The organism is Virgibacillus sp. Bac332 (assembly GCF_003667785.1).
Lineage (GTDB): Bacteria > Bacillota > Bacilli > Bacillales > Amphibacillaceae > Virgibacillus > Virgibacillus salarius.
This window is the reverse complement of the sequence record NZ_CP033046.1, coordinates 1,211,014-1,223,778: the sequence shown is the minus strand read 5'-3', so window position 1 is coordinate 1,223,778 and position 12,765 is coordinate 1,211,014. Positions and strand designations below refer to the sequence as shown.

The following is a 12,765-nucleotide window of genomic DNA, read 5'->3' as shown; positions in this document are numbered from 1 at the left end:
TCTAATATCTTACTTCAATTGTGCTTGTACCAGATAATGCTCTCATCGCGTAATTTACATCTACATAATATGCACCTGGTAAAACGTCAGTAAATGTTCTGGAAGGTTGGGTACCTACTGAAAGGGGACCCCATAGAGTACATCTACCAGAGTCCCTATTACATATCCGCACTCGCCCTGTCTCCCAATATAAATCCTCCCCCGAAAGTCTAATTGTAACATCGCCTAGCGAAGGAACAGAAAATTGACCGTCCCATTTACCATCTCTTGTTGTAAAAGGAAATGGGCCGAAATACTTTACTGCATTAATTTCATTTTTAGGACTTTCATTTCCAGTAGTTTCAGCTGCGATTGGTTCTGAGGGGAAGGTCTGAGAAGCTAAAATAATCATGACGGGAAAAATTATTAGTGCAAGAATCTTTTTCAACATATCTCACCTCCTTTAACTACATTTAACTATTTCTACAAATATTCACATCTTCCTTCATTTTTTTGTAAATTTTCCATTAAATTCATTTTATAATCATAATAGTAATTACCTTAATAAAAAATGGAACCATTCATGGAATCTGAATAAATATAGTCAAAATATAGTCACAAGCTGAAAATGATTATAAAAAAGACCCTTATCCAAGTTGGATAAGAGTCTTTGAAACGTTGATATTTTAACGTTTTGAGAAATATCTAGATGAAATCTAAGTATACCTAATCCATGGAAACCCTTTTATATCAACGTTTTGGGAAATGGTATATGGATAAAAGTGTATGAAAAAGGATTGAAATTGACATTACTTGCACCAATTTGCACCACACTACGTAGATGCTAGCTGAATACAATTAATTTTCCTTTATCCATTTTTTCAATATAGAATCATAATCCTCTTTTCATAAATTGATGTAACGTATTTTTTAGTGCATTCGTATCTTTTGATAATGCTGTATTATTCGAATCTATATACAATAAATCTGATGAAAAACCTAAATTTAGATTAAAGGATTGTTCAACTATTTGATTACTCATGTCTTTATAAATGACAATTACAGTAAAGTTATCTTTTTCTTCCACTTTTACCGCCGTAATAAATTTTTGATTTGGTGCAATTAGTGCATTTTTAATTGAATCTATCTTTCCATGTCTTCCTAATCCTTTAATTTCTTTATCAAATTTAATATCTATTATTGTTGCAGGTGTTTTCCCAAAATTCTTTATGACAAAATATTTTTGAAAATGTCCTACTTCTATCATTTCCACATAGCAACCGATATAGGGTTTATTTGCATCTTCAATTGATTTTCTTGTAAGTCGTAAGGATTTACTTGCAATGATGACGGAAACAACCGATATAACTGTAGTAGCTATAATTGATAATATCTGAAGCCAATCTGATATATTGATTAAATCAATCCCGCCTTCCATATTTATCACATCCATTCTAATAATAAACCCCTGTCACAATATGACAGGGATAATATTTATTCAATTACTTCTATTGGTGGTAAGCTATGCACTAAATCTACTGTTTGAATTGATACATTAATCACTCTTAATAGTAAGTTGAAAATATATTTTTCATCATCTGAATATAAGTTAGGATCGTCGGTAATCCCTGATTTTTTATCAATTTTGACTTGATATTGGTCCATTATCCATTCAATGGCAGCGCGCCCATTCACCATATATTCATACGCTTTATCTGGTATATTAGAAATTGTAATATCTTCATTAAAAATTATAATATTACGTTGATTCCTTTTAGGATGTTTCATTTTCGTCACACGATATGAAGGATTTTCATTTTTCGTTATAGAAACATCATCAAACACTGGTATTTCTTCATAGTTAAGATGCAGATTCGCTAAAGCTCGACCCACTTTAATAAAATCTTCTTTCTTTTTTAGTATAGGTATGCGTGGCGACGCTTTTCTAAGATCATTATTATACTTTCTCCTGAATTCTTTAGAATGCAGTAGACCATACACATAATAAAACACGTCTTCTGAATTCAGTTGAATTCTTTCACAAAAATCTTCATTGATATTGCTATTATCAGAAAATAGAACGTTCCCATCATTGTTATACAAAACATATCCTCTTCCATTTTCCATTAAGTGTAGATTTGGTATTGAATCTACCATAAGAACAGAAAAGTCTCGTCTAGCCCCTCCTCCAGATACATAAATAACTTTGTTTTCTTCTCCGAAAATAGAATGATATATACCAGGATATTCCACAATATTTTTATCGTAATATAACCATTTTTTGGTGAATGGTCGGTATGAGCTACTAACAATTGTTTTTGAATTATATTCTATTAATTGATTTTGCACTAACTTCTTTTTCAGACCACGAGACCATTTAACAAAATCATCAGCAGTATTAATCATCTCTTCTTTTTTCTTTAAATCTTTAACAATACTCAATCGTTTTACTTCTGAATTATAATTATGAATCATTGTTTTAGATGTATATTCAACTTTTTCTCTTGAATAATTATATACCCATGCATCCCTATTAGTAGTAACACCAATTGCTTTTGAAGTGAATACCTCCCCATCCATTTCATGGAATTTAGAATATTGTTCATCTCTCTGATTGATCCAATCATTATTTTGATCTGGTGTTATTTTATCAAACTCTATATTTCTGATAGACTTCAAAACATTTAATTTATTCAACTTATCTTTCCTATTTAAATAGTTTCCAATGTCATAATAAAAAATATTATGGTTTTCAGAAGAATCCCTTACTAAGATTGTTATTGAAATCCCTGTTAAAATATTGAAGACACTCTGACCTTCTAACTTAGCTTCCTCACCAATTTTTCCACGAACTGCTCCTTTTAAATTTATTGAGTATATATGATTAAATTCATCATGTATTACTTTTCTAAATCCTTCATGGCTCGGCTTATCTATAATAGAATTCGGAGTAATAAAAGCAATCACACCAGTATCACCAATTCTATCAGTAGCCCATCTAAATGCTTTTATATAGGTATCAAATAAGGATTTTTTATTTAAGCCAGAAGTATGCCTCGCATAAGTTTCATCAATCTTTTGATTTAAAAGTAGATAATCTACGTTTTTATTATTATCATTTGCGCTAGTTTGCCCGATTGAATAAGGTGGGTTACCAATAATAACTTTTATGGGCGACTCAATCTGTCGCTTCAATCTTTTATCATTATCCCCGAAAAATTCATCTTCAAAGGAAGTTTGTTTTTCAACACTTTCAAATGTATCCGTTAAAATAATTCCTTCAAACGGAATATAGTCACCTTCGTATATTGCATGAAAAGTCTCTTCTATGTTTATTGCAGCAATATAATAACTTAATAGGATAATCTCATTTGCATGGAGTTCTTTAGTGTACTTTCTCAATAAATCTTCCTTTTTGATTAGACCACTTTGTAACAACCGAACGATGAAAGTTCCTGTACCTGTAAATGGGTCAAGAACATGGACATCCTCATTACTAATCGACTTCCCAAAATGCTTCCTTAAAACATCTTCAACCGAATAGATAATGAAATCAACCAATTTTGTTGGTGTAAATACAATCCCTAATCTATCTGTAGTTGATTTAAAACCAACTTCAAAAAACTTTTCATAAAGTTGAATGATTATATCCTGTTTAGCTTTTAAATTATCTATTCCCTCTGCCCGAACACGTACACTCTCATAAAAGTCTTCTAATTTTTCTTGTTCTTTTAATAATCCTTGTTTATTTAATATATTCAGAATAGATTCCATTGCTTGGGAAACAGGATTTTTATTTACAAAACTATCCTTTTCAAAAAGTGCTTCAAAAACAGGTTTTGTAATTAAATGCTGTGATAACATTTCAATTGCTTGTTGTTCACTTATTGAGTTGTTAATGTTATGACGAATACTCTTCATGAACTTTTTAAACTCTCGATATCTATCACTATTTTTATCTTCTAACATAATATTAATACGCATTATATGTTTTTGAGCTATCTCTGCTACATCTTCTGACCATTGCTCCCAATACCGAACATTACCTACTTTTTGGACAATCTTTCCATAAATAGCACGTTCTAAATCAGTTAGGTTTTCAGAAAATAAAATCTCATCTCCTGTTAGCTGGTCACTTCCTGATTCATGTTCTAAATCCTCTGGTGGATTACCAACGCCAATTATTTCAAGCTGTTCTGGTTTATTTTTATTTAAAGCCAGTTTATTAATTGTTGCATCAAAACGCTCATCAATCGAACGTAAAGCGTTTAAAATTTCCCAAACTACTTCATATTTCTCATTATTATCTAAAATAGAATGAGCTTCAGCACCTGCTGGTACACCAATAGGAAGTATTATATATCCATAATCTTTTCCTTCTACTTTTCTCATTACCCTACCTACAGCTTGTGCAATATCTATTTTAGACTTTCTGGGTTTTAAAAACATAACTGCATCAAGATCTGGTACGTCTACACCCTCTGTTAAAAAACGAGCATTAGATAATACACGACAAGTATTTTCACGAACTTCACTCTTTAACCAATCAATTTTTTCATTTTTCTCTATGGCGTTCATTGTTCCATCAGCATGCTGAATTTCAATGTTAAACTGATTATTAAAATTGTCATCATCCTTATATAAATATTCATCTACCACAGTTGAGAACATATCTGTTATCTTTTTTGAGTCCTTGATTGTACCAGTAAATGCTATGGCTCTTTTCATTGGTTGACCTAATGTTTTGTTCGTATTACCATCTCGTTTTACAAGTCCATTCCAGCAACCGATAATTTTCGTAACATCATCGAACTGTAAACCTGATTCAGTTTTTGAAAACATATCTTGGAAACGACGTGCAATTACATCTTCATCCACTGCTAAAACCATTACTTTATAATCCGTTAAGATTCCTTTTCTAATTGCATCACCAAAACCAATACGATATAATTCTTCTCCATAAGTTTCTGGGTCATTCATATCCGCAACTACAATAGACTTTTCTTCTGCTTTTCTTTTCGCATCTTCTCCATATACTCTAGGTGTAGCTGTTTGGTAAAGACGTTTTTTCGCTTTAATATTGTCATTGCTATGCACTTTCGTAAATGCTGACTCTTCTTGATTTAGTTCAGTTGCACCAGTTGTTCGATGAGCTTCATCACAAACAATTAAATCAAATTCATAAAAACCTTTTTTTTGCGATTCAATAATAACATCTATCGATTGATATGTAGAAAATACAGAAATAAACTCTGGCTGAATCCCTCTTGTTTCTATTGTTTGCTGATACTCCAGTAATTTATCAGTGTTTGTAGTGGCTGGAAAACCAATATCAGCGGTTGCGATATCTTCAATTTCAGTTCCAATCCGCTCTTTAGTTACCTTCCTATCAGAACAAACTGCAATTGAATCCATATTAAAATCAATATCTGCATTCCAACTTCTTAAAGTTTGTGACAGTAATTGAATGCTAGGAACTAGATATAAAACTTTAAAAGTATCATTTGATTTTCTAGCCATTTCTTCTGCAATCGCCATCGATGTAAATGTTTTTCCAGTTCCTGGAGCCATAATCAGTTTTCCACGATCCGAATTTTTAAATCCTTCGATAACAGATTCTATTGCTGGAATTTGATGTGGTCTTGGAACTTTCTTATCTTGAAGAATTATTTCATCAGGTTTAGTAAAGCTAAATTCTGTCCAATCTATTCTACTTTCTTTTAATTGGGACAAAGATATTCTCATGATAGTCTTATCTCTATTACTCAAAGCTTCATCTGCATTTTTAGTCCATTGATCTGTCGTTGTTACGATTAATCCTTCAGAATAGTAACTCTTTCCAACCTCATTTAAAAATGAATCAATATGTTCTTTACGGATTTTTGTATCTTTAGAATAATATTTACACTGTATAGCTACTAATTCATTTGTTTTTGCTTTTTTAGCAACTAAATCAACGCCAGTGTCAGCTTTAGGAATATTATATTCTGAAGGTACTTCACTCAACATCCAAACATCATCAAATAAACGTTCGTACATTGGTTCATTCACTAAATAGTTTTTTATCAATAATTCAAATAAAGTACCCCTATCTCTCTGTGTTCTATATTCAGCATCAATTTCTTTCACTAATGATATAAAGCTATTTTCATTCAAGTAATTCATTGTTATTCTCCTTTGCTTTGACATAAATCTTCCACATATGTAATAACTGGTATAGAAAAATGTATGTTTTGCTCTGCCATATCGTACATGAGTATATTGCCAAATCAAATATCTTCTCTATGTATTTAATTATACGACAAAACTCACATTAATTTAATGATAACCCAAATCTATCTTGAAGAAAAAAAGGGAATTGTTTCTCCCTTTTTAAATATAGCCTCTTTCTTTCAGGCTAGTAAAACTGTTATCACTATTTACTACTAAGTGATCAAGCACTTCGATGCCTAGTAACTTTCCAGCTTCTACTAATCTCTTTGTAACATTAACGTCTTCCATCGATGGCTTTATATCTCCGCTTGGATGCTGATGTGCAACAATGATACTAGCTGCGTTATTAAGTATTGCTGATTTAAACACCTCGCGCGGATGTACAATCGATGAATTTAACGAACCAACATGACAACGGTGAACTGCAACAACATTATTTTTTGTATTTAAACACATAACAAAAAACACTTCACGATCATCACGACCAATAAAGCGAGATGCTATCTTTGCTCCGTCTTCTGGGCTACGAACGATATAATCAACACCTTCTTCAGCCTCTCTGATAATTTGTTCAATGCGAACTACTTCTAAAATGGTTTCCATCTAGATCAACCCCTCAATTATTTTTTTGACCTTTTTGGTCACCATTTAGAGAATCTTCGCATCGATTAATGTCAAGTGGCGTAAGTAGCAAAGCTATCGAGTGATTCGTATATGTTTTGAGGAGGCCCAATGAATTAGGGTGCGTTAAAAGCGTTAATTGCTTTCTTACGCACCCTTATCCTACTTGGCTGACTCATAACATCCGAAGAACGAAGACCCTTTATATAATCGATAATGCGTTCTTGCTTTATGGACGCATTAGGAGATTAAAATTAGGGGAGCTGAAAAGAAAGAAACAAATTCATATAACACCAATTAAAAGATTTATATTGTTTTATTGTCTTCTTTTAAAAAGTAACTGGTATTTGGTCTTTTATCTAGATGATGCACAGCGACTATATCACCTGTACTATCATATTCAGGTATTCCATAATAATTATCTTCCATTTTAAAAGCTTCTTCTTCGACTTTTTCCAAGTCAATAAATTCTTTTATAACTTCTTTTTTGTTTATGTAGGTCTTTACATTGATTTGATTGCTATCACATAACAAAGTGAAATGATTCTCAATAATCTCATCTATCAATTGTTCCATTCTGCTCTTAATTGCTTGAACAAATCCCTCATTGTTTCTTTCATCCATTTTTTCTTTATACTTCTTCGATACCCTTCTATTAGGTAATCCATACATTCCAATTTCACCATATAAATCGGTAGTTTCTTTTAAATATGCCCTTTTTAGTTTTTCTTGTACTTTTGTAGTTTTAATTAGCTTTTCAATGTCATTTCTAAACCATACGTTAGTACGTTGATCAACTTTCTGACTTTTAATTGGTCTTGTATGTGTTTTGTTGTATTCATCAACCCAGTTATAAAATACATACCGTGTAATAACATCATCCCTAATTTTGGTTATTTTACCTGTATTATCCAAACCATTGTAACCTACTGCTTCATTAAACATATCAAGAATTTCGTGAATCTCTACTTTATCCTGACTGCTCATAAGTTTGCTCACCTCGTCATCGTTTTTCTCATTATAACACAAACTGAAAATTTTAACAGAGAATCTGTGTATTTAAAAAACAGCAAAAACCACCCCTAAAACCTATTAAAACAAACAAAACAAGTTATAAACATGTTATTGTTTAATCAAGGGACAAACCAGTGCACTGTTTAACCCCAAATAATTTTAACAGAGAAAGGATGAGTTCTTCAAATGAAGAAACTACGAGAGTTTAATCGGTTTGACTGTGCGGCCTTTTTCAAAGACAAGGACGTACGAGTGATGTCACACGAGGACTGGAAAGAATACGATGCTGACGGAAAAAATCCTAAAGTCATTGGAACTAAGTACAAAACAGTTATTGCAACTGACCGAACAGAATACACAGGGGCAGATGTAGCACCTGATCTTAATGCAGGGGAACAGGTTGTAGTGAAAGTTCCTCAACCACCAAAGGAATATAAAAAGTTCAGTAAAATTATGTTTGTGAATCCGACAGCTGCTGTGTATGGAACGTACATGAGCGAACTTTCGGTCAAAGCAGATGACGTAGATATTACTCAACCAAAATAAAGGACGAGTGGGGGCAATCAGTCCCCTTTCTATCATCAAACACTTTAATGCATGTGACCGCCCCTGAAAAGGGGCGGAATCACAATATTAGGATGTGAATTACATGAAGAAAACATACCGAATGCAACGTGGGTTTATTTCGTTTCTAATCATCGGATTGTTTCTTGTTTTATGGTTTTTCTTTTACAAACTGTATCCATTGATTGCAGAACAAATAACGATATTACAGCTTCCACATGTTGAGTCACATATCTTCTTGGTTCCTATTGGTTTGATGGTAATTGGCTTATTCGTTGGTTGGTCATTTCGCAATAAACTATGGTTTGGACCACTTTTTTCCGTGCATTACTATTCGATGATAAAACGATTGAGAAGGCATATCAAAGATGCAAGATTTGAAGATGAACGTGAATTTGATAATCGTTTAGTTAGATTACCAAACATCAAAATTGTATTTGATGATAACCGAGCTAGAAAATCAGGAAAAGTGTTTATTCAAAACTCCATTAAATTCGACAAGAGATTAGAAGACATGAGAATTGATTCAGCGTTAAATGGATATGTATGTGAACGTCAATATTTATCTAGAGATCGTAATTGCTATGTCTTTGAGATTTATGATGTGAATTCTCAAAAGCAACTTGAGATTAAATCAGCAAATGATTTGATTGAATGGTCAACCGAGACAGCAGACAATTATGCCTTACGCTTAGATGAGCGTGCAACTGTACCGTTTCATCATATGGGATTAGTTGGCCAAACAGGTAGTGGCAAATCGTTTTTTATTCAAATGCTAGTTGAACAAGTATTATCGAAAAAGACGAATCACGAGTTATTCATTATTGATCCGAAGCGAACAGACGTATACCAAATGGCAAAACACTCCGTTGGTGGTGAACGAACTGCCGACAAGAAAAATGCGATTGGATTGATTAAACAATTTCATGAGCGTATGGAAGAACGGCAAGAGGAATTACAAGACTATTTCAGATCAAACCGCAACAAGACGTATAAGGATGCAGGTTTTCCCGCTTTAATCCTGCTTATAGATGAGTTTGGGGCATTAAGAGAGTCATGGAAGACCTTGGCGAAAAAGGAACGCGATGAAGTCGACAGCATACTGTCTGATATTGCATTCATGGGTCGTCAACTAGGCTGTATTTTATGGGTAGCGACACAACAAATGAATGCTCAAACAATGCCAACAGCGATTAGAGAACAGCTCGTCTTAAAGATTGCTTTAGGTGATAGCGATGAGCAAACCTATAGAACTTTATTTTCATCTGGTGTGGATATACCACCAGTCGAGTTTACTGCTGGTCAAGGAATTTACAGTTATCCAGGGCTTGCAAGTGCAGACAATCCACGCTTGTTGACGGTTCCTTACTGTAGCTTTTTGAATGAAAGCACCTAGCTTTTCCTTAAGGAGAGACGGCACAGAGAGCGGAAGGGGACCCGCCGCCTAGGCGGGGAAGGTACCGCTCCGTGCTTTACACCTTTAGGAGAGCTGGCGTTTTGGTAATCACGCCAGCTCCGGTAGGAAGCAAAAATAGCAATTAACACCGTCAGATCAGGCTTTTACACTTGAAAAACTTTCCCTAAAGTTTTCCGAACGAAATGGAGTGAATAGCACATGATTAAACTAGATATAGACCAATTCACACTAGTATTACAAGCAACAGGCGTATTTGACTTTGACGAATGGCGTGACTGGGTAGCAAAAAGCTTAATAGGCATATTCTTGGTTAAATCAAAAATGCATAAGCTATTCGACGACTTTGATGAAGCAGACGTTAAGCTGCCTGAAGGTTATACCGTGGGCTATTCATTCATCAATGCACCATTTTACTTTTGCATTGCCTACCATGAAGCATTCACGAAAATGGGTGTCATAGTCAAATTCAGCGCTTACGCATGGCATGAATATCGGAAGCGATATGAAGAAGAATTTAACGAACCAATTCATTTACACACCTTTTTTAAGTTGATTGATGCTGATGAGTATTCTTTTAGACTTTCACGAATTGATATGTGCTGCGACTTTTTTAATGAAGGCATTGATATCGCTAAATTAAAACGTTCAATTGAAGAGAAAAGGACTGAATTGCGCTATGGCAAGTACTAGTAAAAGTTATCTGCAAAAGGTTATTGATGACAATAAAGAAAAACCATACAAAAGAAACAACTCGAAAGTGTCCGATGTGTCCAAAAACTTTCAAGCTCAAACATTGTATATCGGGGCAAAAAGCAGAAATACAAAAGTGCATTTACGCATTTATGATAAGAAAGAGGAACAATTGTCATGAAGCACATGCGCCATGTAGCTAAAGAAGTAGATGACTGGACACGTGTTGAAGCAGAGTATTCTGGTGATTATGCGCACCAGCTAACAGAAGCAATAAAGCAATGTAGTACGGATGAGCAACTCAAAAATTTAATAGTGAGTTCTATCATTGATCGATACATGTTCTTTTACACGAACTCGAATCGACCACATAAACTCACAAAATTAATGCTCGATTTGTTGGATCAGAAAGACTTCCACTTTGAGTCACCTTCACCACGAAACAACTTATTAGAGCAATCGATAGACCATTTAATTAAGGGGTCTGGTCTTCTTCCAACATTGTGGAAAGCTGAGCAGATATGGGGCAATGGCACAGCACGGGAATTAATAGATTATTTCTATAAACATTTCTATGAAGAGTTCGAACCCAATGATGACCATATATCTTGGGTGAATAAATACAAGGCACTTTATCTGTTAGAAGGTAAACCTTGGGAAGGATGATATTTACATGAATAAGCCAAAAGTAAGAGAAAACATAAAGAATGTGATTGAAATTGTTGACTCATTTTTACAGGGTGAAAGCACAATCAACAAAAAAACCAGTGATTCGGATTATCAAAAACACAACTATACACCCGAATCTATTTTAGCAAATATTAAAGTTAGTGCCGAAAGTGCATTGAATGCATTAAACGAATATGAATAAAAAGGAGAAGATGCCATATGAGCACCAACATGGCTACAAAGGATTATCCATATCTATTAACAAGAGAACAAGCTTCAGACTTCTTAGGTATTGATCCAAAATCCTTTGATAAATACATCCGACCACACGATGAGCTAGAGCGTTTCATGATCGGCAAGCATGAACGATACACAATGAAATCTTTAGTACACTTTATCGAAAAGCACTCCGTTTAAAAATGCCGACAGTTGATAAGATGCTAGTTTAGAAATACAATATAATTGTATTCAACTAGCATCTATCAGCTATTTTTATGAGAGGGATGATAGTATGGCTAGTATAGTAAAAAGAGGAAAGTCATATCGAGCACAGGTTTCTTTATACAAACATGGTCAACATAAAAGGATTTCGCAAACCTTTCCAACAAAGAAAGAAGCAAATCTTTGGGCTTTAGAAATGGAATTAGCGAAAGGAGAAGGAAAAGAACTTGCTCACAGAACAACAACATTTGCAGATTTCTTCGAGAATTGGATTTACCTTGTAAAGGTTAATGATGTTAAAGAAACAACATTTCAAAATTATGTTCGTACTTCTGGCATTATTAGAAATTTATTTCAGGATATCCAGTTAAAAGATTTAAACGATATTGTTGTTCAAAAGAAAATTGACGAATATGCGAAAACACATTCACGAAAAACAACACATGAAGTGCTTCTTAAAATCAAAACATCTTTACGTGATGCATACGCTCGTGGTTATATTACAAACGATTTTGCTCGTTTAGTAAAAACACGTGGAGAAAACCCACCTAAACGAAACAAAGCTTTATCTATTACAGATTTTAGAAAGCTTCGCAATTACGTTTTACAGCATCCAGAAGATGAATTCAACGTACTTGTATTACTAGCATTAGAAACAGGTATGCGACGGGGAGAGCTACTAGCAATTCGCCCTGAGAGTCTGTATGAGTACGGAATAGAAGTTAGACATTCAATCAGTCCTACTTCTGACGATACTTCCTTAAAGACACAAAATGCAAAACGTGATGTTTCTATAAATAAAGAAGTGTATGAGCTGATTCGTAGGATTCCTGTTAAAGAGAATGGTTATATTTTTAGTTTTGGAGGATTTAAACAATCTGAACAGTTGACTGACCTATTAGAGAAACTTGACATTAATAAAACAACGTTTCACGGTTTGAGAGATACGCACGCATCATTTTTGTTTGCTCAAGACATAGATATTGCATATGTCTCAAAACGATTAGGACATATAAATATACAAACCACACAAAATTATTATCTGGAATTAATGCCAGAAAAAAAGCACCAGCAAGATGCCGATGCTTTAAATCTGTTAAGTGCTTTATAATATTAACGTTAATTTGCACCAACTTGCACCAAAAAACCTTTGCAAA

The 12,765-nt window shown here is 33.7% G+C and carries 13 protein-coding genes; 8 read left to right on the top strand and 5 right to left on the bottom strand.

All coding sequences use genetic code 11. From position 1 onward, the window contains the following. Position 1 precedes the first annotated feature (1 nt). From D9782_RS05870 to D9782_RS05850, 5 genes are all read right to left on the bottom strand, one after another. Positions 2–430, bottom strand: a complete 429-nt coding sequence (locus D9782_RS05870; RefSeq protein WP_121604303.1) for a hypothetical protein — start codon at positions 428–430, stop codon at positions 2–4. 441 nt (positions 431–871) lie between these two features. Next, positions 872–1,432: a hypothetical protein gene (locus tag D9782_RS05865; RefSeq protein ID WP_121604302.1), complete on the bottom strand. Its 561-nt coding sequence runs from the start codon at positions 1,430–1,432 to the stop codon at positions 872–874. Between the two features lie 41 nt (positions 1,433–1,473). Next, positions 1,474–6,144, bottom strand: coding sequence for a DEAD/DEAH box helicase (locus D9782_RS05860; protein ID WP_205601749.1), 4,671 nt, complete (start codon positions 6,142–6,144; stop codon positions 1,474–1,476). Between the two features lie 207 nt (positions 6,145–6,351). After that, on the bottom strand, positions 6,352–6,795 hold the full coding sequence (gene radC, locus D9782_RS05855; RefSeq protein ID WP_121604300.1) for a RadC family protein: 444 nt from the start codon (positions 6,793–6,795) through the stop codon (positions 6,352–6,354). Between the two features lie 324 nt (positions 6,796–7,119). Beyond that, positions 7,120–7,800: a hypothetical protein gene (locus tag D9782_RS05850; RefSeq protein ID WP_121604299.1), complete on the bottom strand. Its 681-nt coding sequence runs from the start codon at positions 7,798–7,800 to the stop codon at positions 7,120–7,122. 213 nt (positions 7,801–8,013) lie between these two features. Here D9782_RS05850 and D9782_RS05845 point away from each other — a divergent pair, with 213 nt between their 5' ends. From D9782_RS05845 to D9782_RS05810, 8 genes are all read left to right on the top strand, one after another. Continuing rightward, entirely contained in the window at positions 8,014–8,373 is a 360-nt protein-coding gene (locus D9782_RS05845; protein ID WP_205601748.1) for a hypothetical protein, read from the top strand. 103 nt (positions 8,374–8,476) lie between these two features. Continuing rightward, the gene (locus tag D9782_RS05840) at positions 8,477–9,787 is read left to right on the top strand and encodes an FtsK/SpoIIIE domain-containing protein (RefSeq protein WP_121604298.1); all 1,311 of its coding nucleotides are present in this window, start codon (positions 8,477–8,479) and stop codon (positions 9,785–9,787) included. Positions 9,788–10,006: 219 nt separating this feature from the next. Beyond that, the gene (locus D9782_RS05835) at positions 10,007–10,498 is read left to right on the top strand and encodes a hypothetical protein (protein ID WP_121604297.1); all 492 of its coding nucleotides are present in this window, start codon (positions 10,007–10,009) and stop codon (positions 10,496–10,498) included. Then, a complete protein-coding gene (locus D9782_RS05830) occupies positions 10,485–10,679 on the top strand; it encodes a hypothetical protein (RefSeq protein ID WP_121604296.1) in 195 nt (64 codons plus the stop codon). Before D9782_RS05835 ends, D9782_RS05830 begins: the two co-directional genes overlap by 14 nt. After that, positions 10,676–11,164 carry a hypothetical protein gene (locus tag D9782_RS05825; protein ID WP_121604295.1) on the top strand — a complete coding sequence of 163 codons (489 nt, stop codon included), beginning with the start codon at positions 10,676–10,678 and terminating at the stop codon, positions 11,162–11,164. Before D9782_RS05830 ends, D9782_RS05825 begins: the two co-directional genes overlap by 4 nt. Before the next feature lie 7 nt (positions 11,165–11,171). After that, positions 11,172–11,369: a hypothetical protein gene (locus D9782_RS05820; RefSeq protein WP_121604294.1), complete on the top strand. Its 198-nt coding sequence runs from the start codon at positions 11,172–11,174 to the stop codon at positions 11,367–11,369. Between the two features lie 17 nt (positions 11,370–11,386). Continuing rightward, on the top strand, positions 11,387–11,584 hold the full coding sequence (locus D9782_RS05815; protein WP_071665170.1) for a MerR family transcriptional regulator: 198 nt from the start codon (positions 11,387–11,389) through the stop codon (positions 11,582–11,584). 94 nt (positions 11,585–11,678) lie between these two features. After that, on the top strand, positions 11,679–12,719 hold the full coding sequence (locus D9782_RS05810; RefSeq protein ID WP_121604293.1) for a tyrosine-type recombinase/integrase: 1,041 nt from the start codon (positions 11,679–11,681) through the stop codon (positions 12,717–12,719). Positions 12,720–12,765: the final 46 nt, after the last annotated feature.

Bases quoted from the DNA above. Each gene is read 5' to 3' on its own strand.
- D9782_RS05870 (WP_121604303.1), bottom strand. From the start codon at position 430: ATGTTGAAAAAGATTCTTGCACTAATAATTTTTCCCGTCATGATTATT.
- D9782_RS05865 (WP_121604302.1), bottom strand. From the start codon at position 1,432: ATGGATGTGATAAATATGGAAGGCGGGATTGATTTAATCAATATATCA.
- D9782_RS05860 (WP_205601749.1), bottom strand. From the start codon at position 6,144: ATGAATTACTTGAATGAAAATAGCTTTATATCATTAGTGAAAGAAATT.
- radC (WP_121604300.1), bottom strand. From the start codon at position 6,795: ATGGAAACCATTTTAGAAGTAGTTCGCATTGAACAAATTATCAGAGAG.
- D9782_RS05850 (WP_121604299.1), bottom strand. From the start codon at position 7,800: ATGAGCAGTCAGGATAAAGTAGAGATTCACGAAATTCTTGATATGTTT.
- D9782_RS05845 (WP_205601748.1), top strand. From the start codon at position 8,014: ATGAAGAAACTACGAGAGTTTAATCGGTTTGACTGTGCGGCCTTTTTC.
- D9782_RS05840 (WP_121604298.1), top strand. From the start codon at position 8,477: ATGAAGAAAACATACCGAATGCAACGTGGGTTTATTTCGTTTCTAATC.
- D9782_RS05835 (WP_121604297.1), top strand. From the start codon at position 10,007: ATGATTAAACTAGATATAGACCAATTCACACTAGTATTACAAGCAACA.
- D9782_RS05830 (WP_121604296.1), top strand. From the start codon at position 10,485: ATGGCAAGTACTAGTAAAAGTTATCTGCAAAAGGTTATTGATGACAAT.
- D9782_RS05825 (WP_121604295.1), top strand. From the start codon at position 10,676: ATGAAGCACATGCGCCATGTAGCTAAAGAAGTAGATGACTGGACACGT.
- D9782_RS05820 (WP_121604294.1), top strand. From the start codon at position 11,172: ATGAATAAGCCAAAAGTAAGAGAAAACATAAAGAATGTGATTGAAATT.
- D9782_RS05815 (WP_071665170.1), top strand. From the start codon at position 11,387: ATGAGCACCAACATGGCTACAAAGGATTATCCATATCTATTAACAAGA.
- D9782_RS05810 (WP_121604293.1), top strand. From the start codon at position 11,679: ATGGCTAGTATAGTAAAAAGAGGAAAGTCATATCGAGCACAGGTTTCT.